The 24,420-nt window shown below is 39.0% G+C and carries 23 protein-coding genes and 2 pseudogenes; 10 read left to right on the top strand and 15 right to left on the bottom strand.

The features are described 5' to 3' along the window. Positions 1–51 precede the first annotated feature (51 nt). The gene (locus AC0OMA_RS03120) at positions 52–939 is read left to right on the top strand and encodes an LCP family glycopolymer transferase (RefSeq protein ID WP_474221894.1); all 888 of its coding nucleotides are present in this window, start codon (positions 52–54) and stop codon (positions 937–939) included. 69 nt (positions 940–1,008) lie between these two features. Here AC0OMA_RS03120 and AC0OMA_RS03115 read toward each other — a convergent pair whose 3' ends face one another. From AC0OMA_RS03115 to AC0OMA_RS03095, 5 genes and pseudogenes are all read right to left on the bottom strand, one after another. Continuing rightward, positions 1,009–1,800 (bottom strand): GNAT family N-acetyltransferase, encoded by a 792-nt coding sequence (locus tag AC0OMA_RS03115; protein ID WP_474222418.1) that lies wholly within the window; start codon positions 1,798–1,800, stop codon positions 1,009–1,011. A 186-nt stretch (positions 1,801–1,986) separates the two neighbouring features. After that, positions 1,987–2,304: pseudogene (locus tag AC0OMA_RS03110) on the bottom strand (arsenate reductase/protein-tyrosine-phosphatase family protein). Beyond that, on the bottom strand, positions 2,291–3,598 hold the full coding sequence (locus AC0OMA_RS03105) for an arsenical efflux pump membrane protein ArsB (protein ID WP_063336120.1): 1,308 nt from the start codon (positions 3,596–3,598) through the stop codon (positions 2,291–2,293). Before AC0OMA_RS03105 ends, AC0OMA_RS03110 begins: the two are co-directional and overlap by 14 nt. Before the next feature lie 12 nt (positions 3,599–3,610). Further along, entirely contained in the window at positions 3,611–3,946 is a 336-nt protein-coding gene (gene aseR, locus AC0OMA_RS03100) for a metal-responsive transcriptional regulator AseR (protein ID WP_181218324.1), read from the bottom strand. A 761-nt stretch (positions 3,947–4,707) separates the two neighbouring features. Beyond that, positions 4,708–5,304: a TetR/AcrR family transcriptional regulator gene (locus tag AC0OMA_RS03095; RefSeq protein WP_020425115.1), complete on the bottom strand. Its 597-nt coding sequence runs from the start codon at positions 5,302–5,304 to the stop codon at positions 4,708–4,710. Positions 5,305–5,510: 206 nt separating this feature from the next. Between AC0OMA_RS03095 and AC0OMA_RS03090 the strand changes: the two genes are divergently transcribed. Further along, positions 5,511–6,698: an MFS transporter gene (locus AC0OMA_RS03090; protein WP_047182146.1), complete on the top strand. Its 1,188-nt coding sequence runs from the start codon at positions 5,511–5,513 to the stop codon at positions 6,696–6,698. Between the two features lie 143 nt (positions 6,699–6,841). On the opposite strand, the gene AC0OMA_RS03085 is transcribed toward AC0OMA_RS03090, so the two are convergent. Further along, the gene (locus AC0OMA_RS03085; protein ID WP_181218322.1) at positions 6,842–7,435 is read right to left on the bottom strand and encodes an NAD(P)H-dependent oxidoreductase; all 594 of its coding nucleotides are present in this window, start codon (positions 7,433–7,435) and stop codon (positions 6,842–6,844) included. Positions 7,436–7,545: 110 nt separating this feature from the next. Here AC0OMA_RS03085 and AC0OMA_RS03080 point away from each other — a divergent pair, with 110 nt between their 5' ends. Then, a complete protein-coding gene (locus AC0OMA_RS03080; RefSeq protein ID WP_003242640.1) occupies positions 7,546–7,932 on the top strand; it encodes a winged helix-turn-helix transcriptional regulator in 387 nt (128 codons plus the stop codon). Between the two features lie 148 nt (positions 7,933–8,080). Here the strand turns inward: AC0OMA_RS03080 and AC0OMA_RS03075 are convergent, their stop codons facing one another. Further along, positions 8,081–8,953 (bottom strand): YitT family protein, encoded by an 873-nt coding sequence (locus AC0OMA_RS03075; RefSeq protein WP_015482848.1) that lies wholly within the window; start codon positions 8,951–8,953, stop codon positions 8,081–8,083. Between the two features lie 254 nt (positions 8,954–9,207). On the opposite strand from AC0OMA_RS03075, the gene AC0OMA_RS03070 reads away from it, so the two are divergent. Continuing rightward, the gene (locus AC0OMA_RS03070; protein WP_181218320.1) at positions 9,208–9,537 is read left to right on the top strand and encodes a winged helix-turn-helix transcriptional regulator; all 330 of its coding nucleotides are present in this window, start codon (positions 9,208–9,210) and stop codon (positions 9,535–9,537) included. An 84-nt stretch (positions 9,538–9,621) separates the two neighbouring features. Then, a complete protein-coding gene (locus tag AC0OMA_RS03065; RefSeq protein WP_474221891.1) occupies positions 9,622–10,194 on the top strand; it encodes an alpha/beta hydrolase in 573 nt (190 codons plus the stop codon). 52 nt (positions 10,195–10,246) lie between these two features. Here the strand turns inward: AC0OMA_RS03065 and AC0OMA_RS03060 are convergent, their stop codons facing one another. Beyond that, complete coding sequence (locus tag AC0OMA_RS03060; RefSeq protein WP_021481670.1) at positions 10,247–10,672, bottom strand: MaoC family dehydratase; 426 nt, start codon at positions 10,670–10,672, stop codon at positions 10,247–10,249. A 193-nt stretch (positions 10,673–10,865) separates the two neighbouring features. Further along, positions 10,866–12,255 (bottom strand): annotated as a pseudogene (pdxR, locus tag AC0OMA_RS03055) (MocR-like pyridoxine biosynthesis transcription factor PdxR). A gap of 154 nt (positions 12,256–12,409) precedes the next feature. Between pdxR and AC0OMA_RS03050 the strand changes: the two are divergent. Beyond that, a complete protein-coding gene (locus AC0OMA_RS03050) occupies positions 12,410–13,273 on the top strand; it encodes a DMT family transporter (protein ID WP_032727148.1) in 864 nt (287 codons plus the stop codon). A 421-nt stretch (positions 13,274–13,694) separates the two neighbouring features. Further along, positions 13,695–14,354, top strand: coding sequence for a hypothetical protein (locus tag AC0OMA_RS03045; protein ID WP_474221890.1), 660 nt, complete (start codon positions 13,695–13,697; stop codon positions 14,352–14,354). A gap of 373 nt (positions 14,355–14,727) precedes the next feature. Here AC0OMA_RS03045 and AC0OMA_RS03040 read toward each other — a convergent pair whose 3' ends face one another. The 4 genes from AC0OMA_RS03040 to AC0OMA_RS03025 all read right to left on the bottom strand — a co-directional run bounded on the left by AC0OMA_RS03040 (position 14,728) and on the right by AC0OMA_RS03025 (position 19,012). Further along, positions 14,728–15,321, bottom strand: coding sequence for a YdeI/OmpD-associated family protein (locus AC0OMA_RS03040; RefSeq protein ID WP_015382851.1), 594 nt, complete (start codon positions 15,319–15,321; stop codon positions 14,728–14,730). A 297-nt stretch (positions 15,322–15,618) separates the two neighbouring features. Next, positions 15,619–15,993: a hypothetical protein gene (locus AC0OMA_RS03035; protein WP_187954698.1), complete on the bottom strand. Its 375-nt coding sequence runs from the start codon at positions 15,991–15,993 to the stop codon at positions 15,619–15,621. A gap of 222 nt (positions 15,994–16,215) precedes the next feature. After that, complete coding sequence (locus AC0OMA_RS03030) at positions 16,216–17,514, bottom strand: MFS transporter (RefSeq protein ID WP_474222417.1); 1,299 nt, start codon at positions 17,512–17,514, stop codon at positions 16,216–16,218. A gap of 109 nt (positions 17,515–17,623) precedes the next feature. Next, on the bottom strand, positions 17,624–19,012 hold the full coding sequence (locus AC0OMA_RS03025) for an aminotransferase-like domain-containing protein (RefSeq protein WP_322840198.1): 1,389 nt from the start codon (positions 19,010–19,012) through the stop codon (positions 17,624–17,626). A gap of 227 nt (positions 19,013–19,239) precedes the next feature. Between AC0OMA_RS03025 and AC0OMA_RS03020 the strand changes: the two genes are divergently transcribed. Then, positions 19,240–20,112: an AraC family transcriptional regulator gene (locus AC0OMA_RS03020; protein ID WP_100506825.1), complete on the top strand. Its 873-nt coding sequence runs from the start codon at positions 19,240–19,242 to the stop codon at positions 20,110–20,112. A 151-nt stretch (positions 20,113–20,263) separates the two neighbouring features. Here the strand turns inward: AC0OMA_RS03020 and AC0OMA_RS03015 are convergent, their stop codons facing one another. Next, on the bottom strand, positions 20,264–21,223 hold the full coding sequence (locus AC0OMA_RS03015) for a DMT family transporter (RefSeq protein ID WP_474221889.1): 960 nt from the start codon (positions 21,221–21,223) through the stop codon (positions 20,264–20,266). 113 nt (positions 21,224–21,336) lie between these two features. Between AC0OMA_RS03015 and AC0OMA_RS03010 the strand changes: the two genes are divergently transcribed. Both AC0OMA_RS03010 and AC0OMA_RS03005 read left to right on the top strand, forming a co-directional pair. Then, complete coding sequence (locus AC0OMA_RS03010; protein ID WP_474221888.1) at positions 21,337–22,224, top strand: AraC family transcriptional regulator; 888 nt, start codon at positions 21,337–21,339, stop codon at positions 22,222–22,224. Positions 22,225–22,849: 625 nt separating this feature from the next. Continuing rightward, positions 22,850–23,311, top strand: a complete 462-nt coding sequence (locus AC0OMA_RS03005; protein ID WP_029317377.1) for a CarD family transcriptional regulator — start codon at positions 22,850–22,852, stop codon at positions 23,309–23,311. 689 nt (positions 23,312–24,000) lie between these two features. Here AC0OMA_RS03005 and cspC read toward each other — a convergent pair. Continuing rightward, positions 24,001–24,201 carry a cold shock protein CspC gene (gene cspC / locus AC0OMA_RS03000; protein WP_003234247.1) on the bottom strand — a complete coding sequence of 67 codons (201 nt, stop codon included), beginning with the start codon at positions 24,199–24,201 and terminating at the stop codon, positions 24,001–24,003. Positions 24,202–24,420: the final 219 nt, after the last annotated feature.

Below are 24,420 nucleotides of genomic sequence, written 5' to 3'. Positions count from 1 at the left end.
ACTTGATCAGGAAGGAATTTGATAGTGAAAATTGGGAGAAGGAAACTGAAAATGCAGAGTATTTTATTGTTTGTTCTAGCCCTCTTGTTAACCATTGGAAGCCTGACCTGCTATAGCATTTACCGAAACGTAGCAAAATCGGTCAACCATATGTATGAACCTCTGCAAAGAGATTCTAAGCAACAAGATGCTAGTCTTGGACATGATCCTATATCGATTCTTTTGCTGGGAGTAGATGAGCGCCCCGGTGATAAAGGACGACCGGATTCGATGATCGTACTGACTTTAAATCCAGAGACGAAAACATCGACGATGGTAAGTATACCGCGTGATACCAGAGTATTTATGCGATCAAAGAATACCAATATTAAAATGAACGCAGCATATACTTATGAGGGTATTGAAGGTGCCGTTCAAACCGTTGAACAATTTTTAAACATTCCAATCAATTATTATATCAAAGTCAATATGGAAGGGTTTAAAGATATTGTAGATGAGATTGGCGGAATCACAGTGAATAATGATTTCCCTTTTACCCTTGAAGGGGTGCATATACCAAAAGGGGAACAGCACCTGGATGGAAAGGTTGCCCTTAAATACGCACGGATGAGAAAAGAAGATCCTCGCGGTGATTTTGGGCGGCAGCAGCGGCAGCGAGAAATCATTAACCAAATTATTCACGAAGGAGCACAATTAAAATCTTTAAAAAACTATCAAGGAATTTTGGCTGCCTTAGAAAAAAATATACAAACAAACTTAACACTTGATAAAATGATTGATATTCAACGCTCTTATAAAGAAGCCGTTCAACATGTCAAACAGATCGAAATAAAAGGTGAGGATAAAAAGATAGATCACTTATGGTATCATGTTGTAACTGATGAAACGAGAAAGGACTTATCGAAGAAACTTCGCCAGCAATTAAATCTAGATTCTTAATAAAATAAAAACCGGTATTCACCAACCGCTTACTCATGTAAAGAGAAGAGTTCTTGCCTCTTCTCTTTTTTATGATTTCCCGGAATAAAAAAGAGAGTATTCGATTATTTTCTTAAACCCTAGTTTAGCTGCTAATGCAATGGACGAATTGTTGCAGATATCACAATCCCAGCTAGGAACAATCCCATTTTCCATACAAAACGCTATAAACCTATTTGCTACGCAATAAGCTAACCCCAGTCCTCTATATTCCTCAAGTGTATAGATATCCACTTCCGCTCGATTATGCCCTAAAAATATAGAAGTACACTCACTTACTACATGATTGCCATGTAATACGGCAAATCCAAAACCTTTTGAAGCAAACTGTGAGACAGAATCCCAATACTCCTCATAATACGCGCTGTTAAACGCTGTGCTGTGTGAAATGATGTCATCGTCTATTCTTCTCAATACAAGACCCTTTGGCAGTTGCAAAGTCTTTTTGAAAGATTTTGGTTGATAAGAAAATGCAGCTCTTCTCATTTGGTTCAAGTCATCTTTCAGTAAGGGTTTCAGTACGCTATCCCATGTATCACTGGAAGAAAACAAGGTAAATCGTTTTGATGATTTCACTTGTTCTTCATAATATCCTGCAATGAAATCATGAAAATCCCGATTCCCTTGGTCTCCCGCAATAAAATAAATGCCTGATTCAGTTCCTATAAAAAACGATTTAGGAAAGGTTTGATCATCTGCATAAACAGCTCCCGGAATGGTTTGGTCTAATATTGAATAGACAAATGTTGGACAATATTTGTCATCAATCATTGTTTTTAAGCTACTGTATTTTTCTTTTGTTAATTCCTGCAAAACAGACAACTCCTTTAAAACACCGTCTCCTTCATGATTCTGTTCACAAATTAATTTTCCTCTGTAACAGCTAAATAACTTCCCTGTTACGGATCTCAGACAAATAAAAACAGGTGTCTGCACTCAGCTCGCAGACACCTGTTGAACAACACATTGCATTATATAACCCAAGGAAACGCTGAGTATATCGATTCTTTATTCCCCAGTTACAGCAAACTGTTTTAAACGGTCACCAATTTCATCACGGCCCCTTTGGAAACACTTCTTCTGTTCCGTGTGCTTTTGCCGGATCATCAAATTTATCCGATGTTTGATTTGAAATATCAATCCCTGCTTCTTTCATTGCTTTGACAGCACTCAATGTCATCCATGAGCTTCGATTCCTGCGCTGTACACATTCCACTTGTCCCCAAGGTATTTTCTCCCCCACCCTTCAGCCATTTGGCTGCGGCAAGAGTTACCAGTGCATTGTTTTCCTTGATATAGTGACCTTGTCCTTTTAGAAACAAGAATGGATTATCAGCAGCCAAATATACAGGCCGACAAGTGTGATCAATAAAGTGGGTATCGTGAGGATAATTCCTGTTTTAAAATACGTGCCCCAGGAAATTTTCATACCTTTGTGCGAAAGGACATGAAGCCATAATAATGTCGCCAAGGAACCAATCGGTGTTATTTTAGGTCCTAAATCTGAACCGATCACATTTGCATAAATAAGCGCTTCTCTCATCATCCCATGTGTATCTGTACCGGCAATAGCCAATGCGTCAATCATAACAGTCGGCAGGTTATTCATAACGGAAGAAAGAATTGCCGCGATAAAGCCCATTCCAATCGTACCTGCAAACAATCCTTGATCAGCCATGGCTTGAATCACATCTGAAAGGACATCTGTCAATCCGGCATTTCGGACACCATACACAACAACATACATGCCAATTGAAAAGAATACGATAGCCCATGGCGCCTCTTTCACCACTTTCTTTGTATGGACGGCCGGACTCTTTTGCGCAGCGATTAAGAAAATGACCGCAATGCTACCCGCTACCACTGATACAGGGATAGAAAAAAATTCACTTGCAAAATATCCAATTAACAGCAGCCCTAAGATATACCATGACAGTCTGAACATGTTTTGATCTTTAATTGCTTCAACAGGTTTTTTAACCTCAGTCAGATCATAGCGTTTTGGTATGCTTTTTCTAAAGAAAAGGTAAAGTACAATGATGCTCGCCAGCAGCGAAAACAGGTACGGGACAACCATTCTGGATGCATAATCAATAAACGTAATATGAAAATAGTCCGCTGAAACAATGTTGACCAAATTGCTTACTACTAAAGGAAGCGAAGTGGTATCCGCAATAAATCCGCTGGCAATGATAAAAGGAAAAACTAATTTTTCATTAAAATGTAATGCTCTGACCATCGCTAATACGATTGGTGTCAATATAAGAGCTGCACCGTCATTTGCAAATAACGCGGCGACGATAGCTCCTAATAGAGATACATAAACGAACATCCGCACACCGTTTCCTTTTGCAGCCTTCGCCATATGAAGCGCTGCCCATTCAAAGAAACCGATATTATCAAGAATTAACGATATCAGTATGATGGCCACAAAAGCCAAGGTCGCATTCCAAACAATCCCTGTCACAGTTAACACATCATGAAAATTGACAACACCTGCTATTAGAGCTAAAACTGCGCCTCCACAGGCTGACCACCCTATAGATAAATTTTTCGGCTGCCATATGACCAATACTAGAGTTAATAAAAAGATGAATACTGCCAAAATCATTGATGTCAATCTAATGCCTCCTTACTGGCAACACGCTTGAGTTTTCTTTTGTTTGATATGGTTTAACAATTCATCCTCCTGATCGATTTGATGTAAGATCAATTGCAATGTATCAAACTCAGGACAGGAACCATTTATTGAATAATAACGCCATTGGCCTCTTCTGTCCTCATTCACAAAACCTGCGTCTTTTAATTTCCGCAAATGCTGGCTTATGGCGGGCTGGCTCATTTCGAACATATCAACCAATTGACAGACACAATATTCTTTTTCAAGAAATAATCTCATCATTATAAGCCTAGTTTGATCACTAAGTGTTTTTAAACAGCGAGTCATCGCCGCAACATCAATCGTCATATGGCTCCTCCTTCCCAAATCAATATATAAGCAAATCGTTATATACACGCCAAATGATTATACATTCCCCTTTACGTTTCCATATGTAGCGCTCTTAAGAATCAAAACTTCGAAACGAAAACCTGAGTCGCTCCCCGCGTTTCCTTAGCGCCCCCGTCATTATATAAACTTTTATTTATATAAACAATCCCTTATATTTGGAATATCAAATATTTTTGATTCAATGAATATCAATCTCTTTATGAGAACTCTGCCTTATTTGCCTTTATCCATTGTCGAAGCTGCTCCATTTTTAAAGAATGCGTTTCTATTTTAATCAAGTTTATTATGGGATTCCGGGTGTTTTCAATCATAATCCAGTCTGGTATAAATATTAGACTATTTCAGTTATGGGAGTGGTCATAGAGCCCAAGATGAAAATAGACAATCTTTTGGATATTAAAAAACAGGTCTCTTTAGAGGCCTGTTTACATTGCAAGTATTTTTTCCATTGCCATGACACCTACATAATGGCCATCGATTTTCCCCTGTTCTTTAAATACTCCAACTTTGCGATATTCCATTGAAGTATAGAACCCTTGTACCAATCGATGAAAAGGAATGTAATAATATGATGTTATGTATTCACGATTGAATGACTTCTTTTTCGACATCCGATAAGAGTTCCCTCGATGATTCCGTTCAGCAACAAAAATCTTATATTTCACTGTACGATGGAACCAATTTGCCATATAATCCGTAGCTTTTGCAGTTCTTATCAGCTACATACTCTCTGTAGCAGAGGTAGCTTGAACTCCCTTAAACGCATTCATCACCAAATCATGCACATAGGAATCATTCACCTCATCCCCTGTTATAAGCAGACGGTAGAAAATTGGTCCGTAAATGAGATCTATGCTTACTTCAATATCAAGATTCTCTCTCAATTCACCTTTCTGAATTCCCTTTTCTAGAAGGCCTTTCGCTTGGAGGCGGCGAGGCTGGAAAAATCGCGTGCGATATTCTTCTGCCAATTTTTCATCCAACTGCCCTGCACCTATTAATTCCTTAATAACGGTTCCTTCCCGGCTTGTTAAAAACCTAGCTAAATTCGTGGCGTGGGTTACTATATCTTGTACTGACGACCCTGTATCAGGCACAGGCAGCCTGTCCGTCGCGGTCGAAAGAAAGCTGTCCATGATAACGGCAGCTTTGTTAGACCACCATTTATAAATCGTTGCTTTACTCACTTTCGCACGCTCTGCAATTTTATCGACTGTCACCGCATCGAAGCCTTTTTCCAACAATAGGCCATAGGCTGCAGAAAGAATCGCCTTATGCGTTCCTTCATCACGCGGCCGCCCTCGTTTACTCTGCACATGAATCATTCCTTCCCGAAATACAAAACTATACGTTCAGTATACTTAACCTGAATAAAAAAGAAAACAGAAATCCATTTACAAAACTGAACGTTTAGTATACTATTTTCATTAATCAACAAAACTGAACGTTCAGTTTACAAAATCACTTGTGTTGAGAAGTCATGATTACACTCAAAAAACCACTTAAAAAGGAGTTCATTCTTATGGCTAATAGTAACAAACAAGCAGGTCAGAGGATTTCACCCAGTTTAACCCTTCTTCTCGCAACTGCATGCGGTATCATTGTTGCTAATCTTTACTATGCACAACCCTTGGTCGGATTAATTAGTAAGGCAATTGGACTTTCTCCAAGCAGTGCTGGATTGATTGTTACACTCACCCAAATCGGATACGTTGCCGGCTTACTATTTCTTGTCCCTTTAGGAGATATCATCGAAAACAAAAAACTTATTGTTGTATCGCTCCTTCTAAGCGCAGCGGCTTTGACACTAACAGCATTTGTGAAGCATGGAACACTGTTTTTAGCAGCTGCGTTTTTCGTCGGATTGGGGTCAATCGCAGCCCAAGTGCTTGTTCCATTTGCATCATACCTTGCATCAGACGCTGCACGCGGCCGGGTTGTCGGCAATGTCATGAGCGGCTTATTACTCGGTATTATGCTTTCCCGTCCGATATCTAGTCTAGTCGCTGATATCTGGGGGTGGAATGCAATATTCGCTTTGTCCGCCGTGGTAAGTGTTATCCTGGCCATCGTATTATCAAAAGTGCTTCCTGCCAGAAAACCAACAGCAAATACAAACTATACTGCCTTACTCGGTTCAATGTGGAAGCTGCTGCGCACGACTCCAGTCTTACGCCGCCGTGCCATCTATCATGCGTTTGTATTTGGAGCTTTCAGCTTGTTCTGGACTACCGTTCCTTTATTATTGTCCGGTCCTGGTTTTCATTTTTCTCAGAAGGCAATAGCACTCTACGCATTGGTGGGCATTGCGGGTGCAGTCGCTGCACCAATAGGCGGCCGGCTGGCTGATCGAGGCTTAACCAGGCTTGCCACTGGAATCGCTCTCGGTGTAGTCGTTGTCTCTTTATTACTGCCGCTCATGATTCAGAGCAGCTCCCCCGTCGGTATAACAGTTCTAGTGGCAGCAGCTATTCTGTTAGATATGGGTGTATCTGCAAACCTTGTGCTCAGTCAACGTGCCATTTTTTCGTTGGCGCCTGAAATTCGCAGTCGATTAAACGGATTATTCATGGCGATCTTCTTTCTAGGCGGTGCGATAGGGTCATCAATTGGAGGATGGGCATATGCCTCAGGCGGATGGGGTACAGCATTATGGATTGGAATCGCTTTTCCGGTCATCGCTTTGCTTTATTTCATCACAGAGAAATAAATCATTCACCAAAAATAAGCAGTCAGGACCAAGCAAATAGCTTATTTTTGGTGGCTTCTTCTTTTTTCGCCATATGTTAAAATCCCTCTGCTGAACAAGAAAAAATCCTGCTTGGTGAGTACAGGATTTTCCAAAATCAATCTTTATGTTAAATCGACACCCTCCAGCTGTTTCAAATATCTTTGCAGGCGAACCTTCGGGTTTAATTCTATATTTGTAATATGCTTTACATACCGACTCGCACTTTCGGCAATTTCTTGGTCACTGATTGTATTGGCGCGATATTCGGCAAAGGAAGGCAGATAGGTCATGCCTACTAAATGGGCAGATGCTTGGAACGGTTTTGTCAGCTCGCTTATCGAAAACAAGTTATATCCACCGGCTTGATAAGAGTGTTCAGGTGAACCGATGGACATGGCAGTTACCCACTCTTTCCCCTTCAATTTATTTCCGCCGGGACCATGAGCCCAGCCAAACGTAAACACTTCATCAAACCACTGTTTTAAAAGCGGAGGACTGCTGTACCAGTATAACGGAAACTGAAAAACAATACGGTCATGGGCGAGGAGCTGCTGTTGTTCAAATTCCAAATCAATTGGTTGATCGCGATATTTTTCATAAAGATCATGGACAGTTACATCTGGTTCACTTAAAACGGCTTCTTTCCACTTTTTATTGATACGAGAGGATTCTATATTCGGATGTACAACGAGTACGAGTGTTTTCATATGATCCATTCCTTTCATTCCTTTGATGTGACATCATTATATGATGTATATTAAAATACAAAAAGTACGCACATTGAATGTATATAGTATCAAAAAGTATACTATTAGGAGTGAACAGCTTGAGAAATCGTAAACTCGGCATTGATTATTCTTCTGATGACTTTGAAGGATGTCCGGTGGAGACAACATTAGATATCATCGGAGGTAAGTGGAAAGGCATTCTTCTTTATCATCTCATTGACGGTAAAAAGAGGTTTAATGAGTTTCGAAAACTATACCCAAAAATTACCCAGCGTATGCTCACGCTACAATTAAGAGAATTGGAACGGGATGGCGTGATTCACCGCGAGGTTTATAAACAGGTCCCTCCAAAAGTCGAATACTCTTTAACTGAGTTTGGAAGAACATTAGAACCTGTTATCCTGCACATGAAGGACTGGGGAGAAAAATATAAAGACAGGATTGATAAGCTCGAAGCAGCACGTAAAGCCGAAGATAAAATCTAATAACCAGAAAAAATACCAAGGGTTTTGACGCCCTTGGTATTTCTGTGATTCAGACCTTCACCGCTGACACCCACAAGCCCTCAAAAAGTGTTTTTGATTACATTTACCGGCGGCATGTCAGTTACCGTTAAAAAGGTCATTCTATTTTTTAATGATGATTAAGATTTCTAAAATTGCTGCCCTTCACTTCAGCTACGTCATATACGGTGACAAAGGCGGATTTATCAATATCATTAATAATTTCCTTTAGTTTGGTTTCTTCTAAACGGTTGATGACACATGTGATTTCTTTAAATTTCTCGTGGGAAAAACCCCCGTAAGCTTCTTTATATGTGGCGCTTCGGCCTAATTGATCACGTATGGTCTCTACCATTAATTCAGGTTCGGCAGTAATAATTTGAAACGTTTTAGAACCGCTTAAGCCTTCCTCAACGACATGAATGACTTTGGATGCAATGTAGTAAGCAATGACTGAAAGCAATGCCCCTTGAAAACCAAATACTATGGAAACAAAAATAAACACAAAAAGGTTTAAGAATAAAATAAGATCGCTCGTACCAAACGGCAGTTTTCGGGATAACAGCACAGCAAGCATATCAATTCCATCTAATGCGCCTCCATTACGCAGCGCTAACCCCATTCCGAAACCAATGATAATCCCGCCAACAACGGTAATTAACAGGGTATCTCCCTCTAAGATAGCCGGGGTGTGGTGGAAAAAGCTTGTACCTGCGGCGAGTGATACGATTCCGATAATGGATAATAACGCAAAGCTTTTGCCAATTTGCTTATATCCTAACCAGACAAATGGAATGTTGATCACAGCAATCAAAATCCCCAGCGGCAAGTTGAATAGCTGTGAACTAACGATGCTAAGACCTGTTACCCCTCCATCAGATACACTGTTTGGAATGAGCACTGTTTCTAGTCCATACGCCGCTATGATTCCTCCAATGATAACCATGATGATTTGGAAAATCATTTTCGCTTTAAATTTCTTATGTTTTTTGGGTGTATTCATACCATTCCTCATTTCTCAAATATTTCGTTATATTTAAATATACCATAATAGATATTTTCAGCTAAAAACATGCGTTTTTTTAAATAAAGTAATTATCAGTAAGGTAACCCTCTTTGACTTAGAACATTCATGTACCGTGCCACCTGTTGAGCAAGCGGCCCCTTTCAGTTTAGATCGTGAATCGCCCTCAAACTTCAACACCGAAAATCCTGATTTATTCTGATATGATACTTAAAAAAGGAGGTTTGATTACAGTGAATAGCTTGTGCCGCAGTAAACAAGCCCCATTTGAATACACCTTGTCTCTTATAGGGGGCAAATGGAAAATGAGAATTCTCTATGAGTTAGGGTGTGAAAAAACGATGAGATACGGCGAGCTGAAAAGGGCTATGCCCTCCATTACCCATAAAATGTTAAGCGCACAGCTTAAGGAATTGCAAACTGACGGCCTTATTCATCGGTCTGAGGTTTCTCAAACCCCTCTGAAGGTAGAGTATTCGTTATCTGACAGAGGGCTGTCTTTGTATCCCCTTATAGATGAAATGTGTAAGTGGGGAATGGCACAAGGAATGCCTCATAAGTAAAAGCTACTTACAAAAAAGTGCGTACTTGTTTCCCAATGAGAGGAATTTTATACTGAATGAAAATACTTCGTTTGGAGAAAAAAAATGAAAAAACAGGTCTATATCATTCATGGCTACAGAGCCTCCTCAACAAATCATTGGTTCCCTTGGCTGAAAAAACGTCTGCTCGCAGATGGGGTCCAAGCAGACATTTTAAACATGCCTAATCCGCTCCAGCCAAGACTTGAGGATTGGCTGGAGACACTCTCTTTTTATCAACACACTTTACATGAAAATACGTATTTGGTTGCGCACAGCTTAGGGTGCCCCGCCATTTTGAGATTTTTGGAACATATTCAATTACGAAAACAGCTTGGCGGAATCATACTTGTTTCCGGCTTTGCCAAATCATTGCCCACTTTACAGATGCTAGATGAATTTACACAGGGATCGTTTGATCATCAAACAATCATCGAGTCCGCGAAGTACCGTGCTGTCATTGCTTCTAAGGGTGACCAAATTGTTCCATTTTCATGGAGCAAGGATCTGGCACAACAAATTGATGCTGCGTTATATGAAGTTCAGCACGGAGGTCATTTTCTAGAAGATGAGGGATTTACTTCTTTGCCTATTGTTTATGATGTTTTAACCTCTTATTTTTCAAAGGAAACTCGCTAACATCTTTCACCCATCTGCTTCAATCGAGCCCGCGAAAAGCGGGCTTTCTGAGTTATCGTTTGATCAATACAGATAACTCACCTTCAAACACTTTTACTTCTTTTTGATTATAAGTAGATAGCAATACTGTGAGTATTCCCAATTCATTTCTCTTTGGCTGCTTATCAAGAACCTTAACAATTGTAAACAATTCATCATCCGGATATACAGGTTTTATGAATGTCATATGATTCATCTCTGTTCCGGCTATAATATCGTCTCCATAGAAACCTTCTTCAATCCAAAGTTTAAAAGATATGGCCAGTGTTTGTATGCCGGAAGCGATAATTCCATTAAATCTGCCTTTATTCGCTTTTTCTTCATCTACATGCATATACTGAGGGTCAAATTCACCCGCAAACCGCATAATATCATCTTTTGATACTTTTAATGATTTCGTTTTGAAGACCTGGCCAATTGTAAACTCATCTAACTTCATTCTTACACCTCTATTTTTTCAATTGTCTATTTTGTTTATTTTAGCACTGTGATGAGCAAATAAAAAATTCTGTTTGTCGCTAAACAGACGTATCGTGGCCTGGACTGCAGGCACTCATCATATACTTAAAAAATATTGAACAGCTCTCAACACTTAGTCGTCACTTGGCCGTTTTGCTAAACTGAAAGCTCCCTCATATCTTCCAGGCAGCCTTCAGTTTTTTTATGCCTTCTCTTATGTCGGATTCAGAAACTCCTGCAAACCCGAGCGAGACCGTTTTTGTAGGAGGATGATGTTGATAAGAAAGAGAAACAGGATAAATTTTTACTCCATGTTTTTTCGCCTTCTCAATTAACTCTTTTTCACCAAATGGCAAATAAACGTCAAGTAAGATACGAAGCCCAGAGTTTTCTCCGCGAATTCTGACATGCTCTCCTAATTCCCTTTGCACTGCCTCTAATACAATGGCTCTTTTTTTGCGGTAAAGTTTTCTCATTCTGTTGATGTGTTTTTGCCACTCTCCATTTTTTATAAATTCAGCTAGGGTTAGCTGACTGTGGCAGGACACTGTTTGCTTATATAAGGACGTGATTTCATGCCCCTTTTTTAAAAGAGGCGAAGGAAGAATCATATAGCTGATACGCAGCGAGGGCAAAAGAGACTTAGAAAAAGTGCCCATATAAATGACACGGTTATGCTGATCAAGCCCTTGCAGAGAAGGAACCGGCTGTCCTGTGTACCTAAATTCCCCGTCATAATCATCCTCTATGATAAAGGATTGATTTTCGGCCGCCCATTTAAGCAGCTGAATTCTTCTGTTTATCGTCATGATTGTTCCCAGCGTAAATTGATGGGAAGGTGTGACATATACAAGGTTTGGCTGCTGTTCTTTGATCTTCTGTATACAGATTCCTTCATCATCGACTGGTATAGGAACAATATTCATGCGGTTGGCTTCAAAAATTTTGCGTGCTCTTGGATAACCAGGATCCTCATACCCTATAGAAATATTCGGCTCAAAAACTTGGCACAAGATTTGCAGCAGAATAGGTTCTGGCACCTATAATCACTTGTTCAGGGCCGCAATGAACACCCCGAGATTGATACAGGTACTCTGCAATGAGTGTTCTCAGCTCAAACTCTCCTAAAACATGTCCCGGCCGATAAAGCTCGTGTCCATATTGGTCTAAGCTATTGACCATGCTTTTTCGCCATGCGGAAAAAGGGAAGTAAGAAGAATCTACATTCCCATAATGAAAATCAATCGATTGTTTATTTTCTTCTGCTTCTTGTTGAATGGGTGTTGTGCTTGGCATTCTATCATAAGCAAAATCAGAATCATGATAATCAGCAAACCACCCGCTTCTTGGCTTGCTCACAATATAGCCCTCAGCAGCGAGCTGTTCATAGGCACGCTCTACAGTCGTTTGGCTGATGGAAAGCTGATTCGCCAGGAGTCTTTTTGAAGGAAGCTTCATTCCTTTTTGAATACGACCCCGATGCATGTTTTCTTTAAAATATCGATAAAGCTGCTGATAAAGCGGAATATCCAGATTTCTATCCAAAAAAGGCGTGATATCCATTTGCGCGTTGTTCTCCTAACTGGTATGCATTTTTTTATGAAAACTGGCTGTTTATAAAAGGCCAATTCCAGTTTATAGTCATTGTAATCCTTAGCTGCTGGTTTTGTTAAGAAAATACAGACAATGAACAAGAAAGATATGTGGAGTGATTGTAATGAACAAACGAACAAATGGCTGGATAAATGGTTTTATAGGCGTACTCATTTTCAGCGGCTCGCTGCCTGCGACCCGTTTGGCTGTGTCGGACTTCGATCCGCTGTTCCTCACCGTATGCCGCGCTGCGATAGCTGGTGTACTGGCGGGAGGTCTCCTTCTCATCTTCCGGCAGCAGCATCCTTCCAAAAGAGACCTCATTTCATTATTAGTGGTAGCGTTTGGCGTAGTGATTGGTTTCCCGTTGCTGACAGCTTTAGCGCTTCAGCATGTCACTTCCGCACACGCCATTGTCTTCATTGGACTTCTTCCGCTTGCAACGGCGGTCTTCGGCGTACTGCGCGGGGGTGAACGCCCCCGCCCCGTTTTCTGGATTTTCTCAGCCGTTGGCAGCTTGTTAGTAGCAGGTTTCGCCCTCATTCAGGGGGGAGGTTCATCCCCGCTTGGCGACGCGTACATGCTGGCTTCTATTGTCGTATGCGGTCTTGGTTATGCAGAAGGGGCCAGGCTTTCACGGCGTCTGGGGAATTGGCAGGTGATCTCATGGGCACTCGTTCTGTCGCTTCCTCTTATGCTGCCATTGTCGTTCTTTTTTACGCCGGACTCATGGTCAGCGATCGGCGTTCCCGCACTGCTCAGTCTTGCATATGTATCCTTATTCAGCATGCTGATCGGCTTTGTATTCTGGTATCGAGGTCTTGCCCAAGGCGGAATTGCGGCGGTTGGGCAGCTCCAGCTTCTCCAGCCTTTTTTTGGACTGCTGCTTGCCTCAGTGATTCTGCACGAGAAAGTGGGCTGGGCACTCGTAGCAGTAAATATCGCCGTTATCATGTGCGTTGCAGCTGCACGGCGATTTGCAAAGTAAGGCAGACCTTTATCGTAAACTTCAAAAATGCATGAAGGTATAAAAATACCAAGGGTTGCTGGCCCTTGGTATTTTGCACGCGCTCGAGCAGACTTGAGTCTCCCGCTTAGACATATAAGTCAACACCCATTTACCTGCCGCCATTATCAAATCCTCTCTAATAAATCTCCCACTTTTTCTGCCATGACACGAGGCGGATAAGGCATTTCGTTTTTGTTTGCATTTATATCCCACTTTACATTCAATACCTGAAGAAAAAGGGGCAAAACTTCTTAAGAATTCTTAAGTTTTCGCGATGCTATTCAAGATCGTTTCCTCTTCTTAAACAGTTTTCAATATCATCCTATCTATTCCATGGTAATATTTAGATACATAAACTTATATATGAAGCTGACCTGAATTAATAGAGAGGAATGAAAAAATGAAGAAACGCAGAAAGATATGTTATTGCAATACTGCCCTGCTGCTTATGATTTTGCTTGTTGGATGTACGGGCAGTAAGGATGAAGAAGCACAACAACCTTCAAATCAAGCTTCTGCTGTACAAACTGACGAAAAACACACTGAGACTGAAGAGAGCACCAAAATACGCAAGGATGAATCGGAGCCAACAACAGAATCAGAAGAATCCGCAACAAAAGCTTCAAATGAGACCTCTTCAGCAGAAGAGAAAAGCAAAGAAGACAATGTATTGGCAGCATACTCTTCGGAAAAAATTGAATATGCCAGGGTTTGGCTTCAACTTGGACCTAATCAAGAGATAGATGAATTAAATGTTCGACATATTTCGGCTGGCGAGCCAATTAATCCTAATGATGATACAAGTGCCAGCTATCCAGAAGATGTAACCCAGTTAGCTGGTTCTCGTTTAGTGGATGGATCAGTCACTTATCATGGCAATGGGGATGGCACGATTCATGTATATAATGTGCCTTTACGCTGGGATTCCGCTGATGATGTAGAAAAAGGCGTCATGCGGGAAGTGACTGAGAGTATCATAAAAAACAGAAAAACAGTGTATGTTGATACAGGTGACAATGAAAAAATCAAGCGGCTCATTGATATTATGATGATTGATTAATCAGTATTCGTTTGTCTGCACCTGACTAGTAAAAAATGGTTAATAGAGGAATAAGATATATTAATATAAAAACAAAGTTTGAAGTGTAGTAACTTGCTGAAAAATCTTCCGGTTCTATTAGTTCTCCTAGGCATTCTAAATGTGATGAGCCATACCATTTAGCTATTTCATTGGATGGGTATGATTTCTAGGTGTTGCATTAATATTTTATAGCACTGTCTAGTGGCATACAATGTTAATCAAAAGAAGCATTTCAACAGTAAGTGAATGTTGTCCTAAGAAAAAACAAGCATCTTACTATGCTTGTTTTTCTTCTATAGAAAGTATCTTATTACGCTATGATGCTATTCCTTTAGCCTGAACCTTGGCGTGCCTAATCCTTTAATCCCTTTCCATCGAGAATTTTTTGCACATATTTTTCGACTCTCGATTCTCGGGTTTTGGATTGTTTGGCTTGAGAAAAATAAAGAGTGTATGCTCTTTGCCGTCCCGGGGTCAATGCTTCAAAAGCAGTTTTCAAGGCAGGGATTTCATCGAATTTATTTTGAAGTTCTTCAGGAATGTTCAATTCAATATTTTTGTTAACTTCCACTTTCAAACCGGCTTTTTCAACTTCAATGGCTTCGTGAATATAGGCTTTCAAAATGTTTTCTAGCTCATTTATTTCCTGAACATTTGTAAACCGAACCTGGCGCGCCGCCTGTACATTCTCCGTTTGTTGAATGAGAATTCCATCGGTATCCTGTAATAGGGCGCCTTTGTGGAACAGAAGCGCACAATATTCTTTAAACCCATGTATTAAAACAATATTTTTATTATGATATGTGTAACAAGGATGCATCCACTTAAAATCTTCAGTCAGCTCACAGTCAAGAATGATGGTTCTCAACTTCTCAAATTCTTCCTTCCACTTTTTCGCTTTACTTAAAAACTCATCAACCTTCGGATTCGTTCTGCTGTTTGTCATGAAGGAATTCCCCTCTTTCCAAGCTTTTTTAATTAAGGCTTAATGGTTCCTCATACATTTACGTGAATTGACAATAATGAAGTCCAGTTTTATTTTTGACATCTCGGTATTTATTTTATTCTTCTATAGGTTTCTTCTCTTATTATTCAATAGATTAAGCTTAAAGTGGGGATGATGCAACAACAAAAAATATCATGGGCTATATCCATGTCCATAACATAAAAAGAGAAGGCCCATAAGCCTTCTCTTCTTGTATAATTATTTCACTGACAATCTGAAAAAATAACAATTCGATTATTATATATCTTTTTTATTCTTGCCAATGCATAAGGTTACAGCAACACTAGCTATACTGACTAAAGTTCCTGCAATAGAAACTAGAATTGTCAAAAAGCCATTGGGAATAAGAAATCCAATTGGAATGAGCCCCAGAAAAGTTAAAACAATAAAACATTGGTATACACCAGATATTATTCTTACAACCAAATTGCCAAAAAAGGACATAACTAATGGAGGGATAAATAAAAATACAACGATTCCAATTGAGATCATCAAGATAATAGGTTCATCAAATGAGATGACATGATCTCCAGGCGACTCTTTAGCGGCCGCTAAAACAACAACGATAGACATCATTAGTGTAACAAAAACAAGAGAAAACCTTTTTAACAACGTTATGACTCCTTTACCTAAAGCAAGTAATCCTGCCTTTTTCAAATCCGATAACCATTTTATGTGATTCAATTAAAGAATATGCAGTGAGTGACACAGCTATGAGGAATTCTGGTCAAATCTTTATAATAGATTTAATGGAGCAACTATAGTTCGTTAGAATATCAGACGATAAAATAACTTTATCTAACAATATAACAAATTAATGTAAATTAAACAATCCTACCCTTTATCGGCCCTAGACCATACCACCACTGGAATGAGTAATAAGGACATAATCCCTCCAGTAAATGATAATGCTAGGTAACTTGAACCTGCCACAATCATTCCAGATAATGCCCCGCCAGCAGCTCCTGACAACGCAATCAGAACATCTACCGTCCCCTGCGTTTTAGCTCGCGTGGCAGTATCAGTTGAATCTACAATAAGGGCAGTCCCGCTTATCAAACCAAAATTCCACCCTAATCCGAGTAAAGAAAGAGCAATGACGAGAAGAACCATAGAATCTCCCGGTGCAAATGCTCCTATTACACCTGCCAAAAGCAACGTTGTTCCAGAGGAAATAGCCATTGCGGTACGTCCCAACCTATCTACAAGAACACCTGTAACCAGTGAAGGGAGATACATAGCACCTATATGAAAACCAATAACAAGACCGACTGCACCCAAGTCATGCCCATGATGTCTCATATGAACCGGTGTCATTGTCATAATAGCTACCATTACGATTTGGGTAAGAACCATAACCGTTGCCCCAACGATTATCCCTTTTTTGTTTTCTGTATGCTCAGCTGCCGCCAAATGTCCTTTATCACCAGGCTCTTCATTTGCCGCTTCTATTGTTCTTGCTATAACTAATGGATCTGGACGAAGCATAATGAAAAGGACCACACCTGCTAAAATATATGCTGCTGCGGCTAAAATAAAAGGGCCAGCAAGTGATGGAACACCAATAGAAAGAGCGAAATCCCCCATCACATTCACTAAGCTTGGACCTGCCACTGCGCCAAATGTAGTAAAAACCATGGTTATACTAACAGCAGTCGCTCGCTGCTTATGATTTGCTAAGTCTGTACCTGCATAACGGGCCTGTAAATTAGTGGCTGTACCTGCACCGTAAATAAGCAACGAAATAAATAACAAGAAAATACTATTTATGATTGCTGCCATAATAACGCCTATTGCTCCAAGTCCTCCAATCATAAAGCCAGCTGAAAGACCTGTTCGACGGCCATAACGTTGAGAAAGTCTTCCAACAATTAATGCAGATCCTGCTGATCCTAAAGTAAACAAAGCAGAAGGAAGACCAGCAAACGCATCAGTGCCAAGCATTTGTTGTGCAATAAGCGCACCGACAGTCACTCCTGCCGCCAGCCCCGCACCGCCAAAAATTTGTGAGATACTCACAACGAATAGTGTACGCTTGTATAACGATTTTTGTTTATCTGGTGAACTGATGTAGCTTTGTAATGAAGCAGTTTGAACATCTATTGCTTTTACGCTGTCCTTGTCTAACATCATCTGACCTTCCTTTCTAAAAGCCAATTTTGTATAAACCTCCCTCTAGATGTGGATCATCATAACACGCACAAAAAAGCCATACAATGTCATAATTGTATGGCGAACAATATTAGGTAAGATCGTCTAGCAAACGTCTCAGGATCATTAAACCTTGTTCAAGCTCTTCAAGTGTTTTTGGTGCACAGACAGAAACCCTTACAGCCCTTTCTGGACAACTATTTCCTACAACAAAGCGTTCAGCCGCATACACTTGCACGCCATGTCGAGCAGCCAACTCTTCAAATTGAGCGCCAGTCATTTTACCCGGTAACATCAACCAACGAAAAATGCCTGTTTCAACACCTAAACATGTATATCCCGCAAAATATCGGTTTACGATTTGATTTCTGCGAATGGTTTGTTCACGATGACTCTCAATTAAGACTTCAAATTGATTTGATACAATCGTGCGTGCAGTAAGTTCAGCTAATAGCGGGGAAACGGTTATATTTAAATTATAAAGCGCCTTTGATATTGGCTCCTTATATTGTCTCGGCACTGCTACATAAGCCAAACGCAGGCCTGGCGCTAACGATTTTGATAAACTTGCAATATGAATAACCTGTTGCGGTGCGAATGAGGCGAGTGCCGGAAGCGGATTTTTGTTGAGAAGATGGTACGATGCATCCTCAATAACAAATAGATTATATTTCTTTGCAATGTCTGCAACCATTCTTCGATTCTCAACAGACATAAAGGAAGTCGTCGGATTATGATAATCCGGGATTAAATACAAACCTTTAATATTTTCGTTTTTACACGCATATTCAAGTGACTCCGGACTCATTTCATCGTTCTCTGATTTTATCGGTACGATTTGCACACTAAGCAATGATGCAACAGTTTTTAATCCAGGGTACGTATGATGGTCAACACCGATGCGGTCTCCAGGCTTACAAAGGCTCGCCAAAGTCGCAGCAATCGCATTTTGTCCCCCATTTGCAAATAAAATGTGATCAACAGTTGTTTCAAACCCGCCTCTTTGGATGAGCTTTACAGCTGCATCTTTTTGCCAAAGGCTTTCACCTGCCCGGCCATAGCTAAACCATTTTTCATAATCCTCCTCCTGGACCATGTTTTTTAGTTGGTGTAACAAGGGCTCATATGAAGCATGATCTGGAAGTGTTGCTCCCATTTCAATTAAATGTTTCGGCTTTGTATCCTCAAGTAAATACGAATTCGATAACGCATCATACGATACAAATGTGCCGCTCCCTACAGTCGCACTTAACAATCCCTTTAGCTCACACACTTTAAATGCTTTTGAAATCGTACTCACATTTAAATCTAAATAATCGGCCAATTCTCGCTGTGGAGGAAGTTTTGTTCCAGGTAATAAAACTCCGTTTATAATATCCTGTTCCAATTGCCCTGCAAGTGCTTTATAAATAGGCTTTTCAGCTTTATCAATCGATGGCTTCCAGCTCATCGGATAGTTTTCAAAAGAATTGATAGGCATGATACGCATCCTTTTTCACTCAATTATATGAATGTGCTGCTTATAAGACAATTATAACTTTCTTTTATTGATGCCTTTTTATGAACAGCATGCTTCAATAAAACCTGTACAAATACAAGTGAATCACTTACTTTATTTCATATAAGTCATCCTGCAAAACTGTGCACAGAATGTCGGATAAATACATTTCACTCCTGTTATTCTTTTGGTTAAAGGAGGCCAAATAAATGGATTTGCTTAAAAGTATGAATAGGGCGTTAACGTATATTGAAGAAAACCTCACTAATGATATTGATTTTCAAGAGGCAGCAAAGCTTGCTTTCTGCTCTGAATATCATTTTAAAAGGATGTTTTCCTTCCTTGCAGGTATTTCATTATCGGAATATATTCGTCGCAGACGTCTTACTCTTGCAGCTTTTGAACTGAAAGACAGCAATGTAAAAGTGATTGATATTGCAATAAAGTACGGTTATAACTCACCAGATTCTTTTGCAAGGGCATTCCAAAATTTACATGGCATAAACCCATCAAAAGCCAGACTTAATGGCCATTCCCTTAAAGCTTATCCACGAATGACCTTCCAGCTAACAATTAAAGGAGGAAATGAAATGAACTACCGTATTGAAGAAAAAGAGGCATTTCGCATCGTTGGCATTAAAAAAAGAGTTCCTATTATTTTCAAAGGGATTAATCCGGAAATTGCATCTATGTGGGAAAGTTTAGATGAAAAAGCAATAAATAAACTAAAAGAGCTTTCTAATGTAGCACCATCAGGACTCATTAGTGCATCCACGAATTTTTCTGAAGGTCGGACAGAGGAAAACGGAGAGCTCGATCACTATATTGGCGCAGCCACAACGAAACAGTGTCCAGATAACTTCTCGCGGCTTGAAGTTCCTGCCTCAACATGGGCTGTATTCGAATCAATCGGACCATTTCCGGATACACTGCAAGAAGTATGGGGACGCATTTATTCCGAATGGTTTCCATCGTCAAATTATGAACAAATAGAAGGCCCAGAAATACTGTGGAACGAGCATAAGGATGTAACATCACCATCTTTTAAAAGTGAAATTTGGATACCAATTACAAAAAAGTAATACGTTTTTCGATCAGAGAAGAAGAATTGAAGGTTCTTGAAGAAAAAATACCAAGGGCGTCAAAACCCTTGGTATTTTTGATACTGCCGAGAGGGCTCAAACTCCACCAGTGTTTTTCATTGCCGGACCGTTCATGTAAGCAAAAAAGCCTTTATATATCCCTATTTGCATGATTCCTAATCTTTAATAAAGATTTTTCACTCTGCATAGAAGGCTCTTTATGTAAAGCCAATATTAAAGTTATCCCTATAATACAAATAGCACCAATCCATTGAAAAGAACCAAATGGCGCTTTTAACCAAACGACAGTTGTTACAACAGCGGATAGAGGTTCTAAACTGCCTAATAGGCTTGTTTCTTTGGGAGAAAGGCTTTCCAAGCTTTTTATGAAGAACCAGAACGCAATCATTGTTCCAAATGATATCACAAATAAAATATATGCATACGCCTCAGCAGTTAATCGTTGAAAATCCAGTTGCCATGGCGGATGGATAAAGCTCAATGCAAAACCGCCAATAATCATAGCCCAACCTACAACGACAAGAGAATCAAATTTATTTAATAAACCAACGGCATATAAAGTATAAAAAGCTGCCGCGAATCCTGATAAAACTCCCCATACTACTGCAGCTGCCGGCACTGAAAGTTGAGATATTGAACCATTTGTTAACAAAAAAAAGCAACCCACTAAAGCAAGTACAACAGTAATGATATCTTGTTTGGCAAGAACCGTTTGTTTTCGCAAAAGCGTGTAGATAATGACGATTACTGGGGATAAATATTGCAATAATGTAGCAACGGCAGCATTCCCATGTTGAATTGATGCCATATATGTGTACTGCACAGCTAGCATTCCCAATAGGCCAAAAATAAGAAGCTGGCCAGCCGACGCTTTGTTTTTCCAAACCTCAATAACCTGAGACCGATCCTTTCTGAACAATTGCAGCATTAAAAGCAACATTCCAGCCGTAAGCAAGCGTGTCGTTACAAGCCAATTGACATCAATTTGATATTCTTGAAAAAGTTTTTTGGCTACTGTGCCTCCAATTCCCCAACATGTCGCCCCTGTTATAACATAGAACAATCCCATTCTTCTATTGGAAGTATTCATACATGACTCCTCACTAATAAATATAATAATAGTGTTATGATAAATGCATAACCTCATAAAAAATACTCAAATCGAATGAAAAAATATAAATATATTGAGGTGAGAATGTCTGAATGAAGAATTTCGTGATCGATCAAAATTTAAAAGAATTAACAGAGCACCGAACGGTAGAATTACCGGTTGCCTGTTACGAGACAAGGATCAATCAAAATATAAATGGCTATATTCCGCTTCATTGGCATGATGAAATCCAATTTGTTTTGATACTAAAAGGGATAGCTCTCTTTCAAATAAATGAAGAAAAAATAGAGGTTCACGAAGGGGATGGATTATTTATCAATAGTGGCTGCCTGCACATGGCCGAAGAAAAGGAAGGCTCGGATTGTACGTATATTTGCTTGAATGTGTCACCCCATTTCGTTTTATCTCAGGAACTGTATTCAAGCTATGTTCAGCCCTATATGTTTTCAACCAATTTGCCCTATTTATTTTTGGATGGAAATCAACAGTGGGCAAAAAATATTCTAGATGCTGTTAAAAAAATAAATCAATTGATTCAACAAAAGACATCGCTCTATGAGATTGACATTACCATGCAATTAACGTTAATGTGGAAAAACCTGGTCGTTAATGGTTTTCAATTAGAGTACGATCAAACTGAAATGATAAAAAGTCATCGAATGAAACAAATGTTAAACTGGATTCATCTCCATTATGCTGAAAAAATCACATTAGAGAACATTGCAAAAGCTGGCCAACTGAGCCGTTCTGAGTGCTGCCGTTATTTTAAACGAATGCTGAATAAGACGCCATTACGTTATGTAATGGATTATAGAATTCAAAAAAGCTTATTATTACTGCAACACCCTGAATCCAATGTGACAGAAGTGTCTTATCAAGTTGGATTTAACAGTACCAGTTATTTCATAAGTAAATTTCAACAAGCGATGAATATGACGCCATTATCATACAAAAATATTCATATGAGACATAGTCATTAAAGAGAAAGAAAAAGAAGTGAATTCATAACAAAAAGAAAAGCAAACTATTTTTATATAGTTTGCTTTTCTTTTTGTTCTGGTCTTCATTTATTATCTCTCCTTTCTTTATTTTTCTTCTCACCTCAATACCCATTTGAAGGTTGTCAATTTCCTTGATAATAATGCCAATTTCGGTGGAAAAATGTTCAATATCAGCAAACCTTTTTCTGTCCGCAAGATAAGTGAAAATGCATCATTAAGTAAGTGGGCTGTTATCCATATCAATTTGAGAACGATCCTCAATCATGTGTTTTAAAATATTTTTAGCTGACATTTCACGAATATCGTTCCTTCTTATCTACTCAAATCATTTCTGTGATGTCATTGAGCTCAGTCATGAATTACAAAGGAAATTGAATAACTCATTTTCAATGAAAAACTGATCTATGTTAATTAGTCGAGGTTTCAGGATATACACGGATCAATTGACCTTTCCCCTATTGTTTTGATGTTGTTTTTGCTCGATCTGTTTTTTTAAAAAAAGTTATTGACATCAAAAATTCGATCATGTTATTATTAAAAGTTTGATATTCCACCTCCATATATGGTAATCTTAAGAAGGTTACCATATATGGAGGTGGATGATATGTTTCAAATTGGCGATAACATTGTTTATCCAATGCACGGAGCAGGTATAATTGAAGCCATAGAAGAAAAAGAATTCTTAGAGGAAAAACAACAGTATTATGTCATAAGAATGTCAATCAGTAATATGACAGTTATGATTCCAACGCGTAAAATATTGAGTTCGAATATACGACCAGTTACCGATATACTTGCATTAAAACACATTATGCACATTTTTCAGCATGGAGAATCAGATAGGTTACTGCCATGGAAGCAAAGGTATAAAATAAACACGGACAAAATAAAAACGGGTGAAATACAAGAAGGCGCTGAAGTTGTACGTGATTTAATGCGTATGAAGAAAGAAAAAGCACTTAATGCAAGCGAAAAAAAAATGCTGGATAATGCATATGAATTTTTGATTAGTGAACTGGAAGTAATTAAAGGAATCACTGAAAATCAAATAAAAAGTTTCGGTTAGATAGTGTATTACATCCCGAAAAATATTTCGGAATATTATGATAAAAAACAAATCTTCTCCAACTTATGTTTAGAATATTAACGACCTCTTTTGTTATTCCTACATTCTAATCCATTTTTATTATTTACATTTCTTCTGCGAAGATTGAAGTTTTACCAAAAAACTCAATAAAATAGTCACTTGTTTTTAGTATCCTGATTCACACTGGCACGGACAAGGAGCCGTAAGGATGGAAGAGAGGTAGGGCTTTCATTGTTTTAGGTATCTCTAAGTGATTATTTCCAGGAGAAAAAACAATCGATCTCCTCATTATTTTTAAGAATTTCTTATATCCACTGCCACATTGAATAATAATTGTTTATCTTCTTTTCATAAAAGAGATATGCGAGTTGGTAACATCCAAATGAAACCATTTTTATAATTTATCTAATCTTACTTAAATTAACGAACAGGTTAGTGAAAAAACAAAGAGTTATATTTGAACAAAACATTAAATAATTTATATACATTCCGCATATTGTCAATCCAGTATGTTATACTGTAAACAAACCTTTGAAGTTTTAAATCTTTTTCTATTACCTTGTAGCATCTCCCTACTCGAACGTTGAGTAGGGTTTTTTATTGAGTATGATATAGACATAAAAAAACAGGCCCTATATAAAGAGCCTGTTTGTATAAACGATTGAAGATTAAGCTTTTTGAACGTTAGCAGCTTGAGCTCCACGAGCACCTTGCTCAACGTCAAACGATACTTTTTGACCTTCGTCTAAAGATTTGAATCCGTCACTTTGGATTGCAGAAAAGTGTACGAATACATCGTCTCCATTTTCGCGTTCGATAAAGCCAAAACCTTTTTCTGCATTAAACCATTTAACTGTACCTTGTTCCATTTTTGTTGCCTCCTAGTGTGTAACCACACAGTATATACTATCCTTGCCCAAAGTATCATCAAGACGAAAAGTCAATATTCATACTATCCTTTACACCGAACAAAAATAATTCTTCTTTATTATATCAGGAATCGGAAATAACTGCAAATTATATTTCCGATTTATTCATGGCATTATTTGTTAAACATGTGTATACCAGCGCAGAGTAAGAGGCCTATT

The sequence above is a fragment of the Bacillus sp. AMCV2 genome (assembly GCF_056033925.1).
The sequence above is the reverse complement of the archived record's forward strand: the minus strand, read 5'-3'. Positions and strand labels throughout refer to the sequence as shown.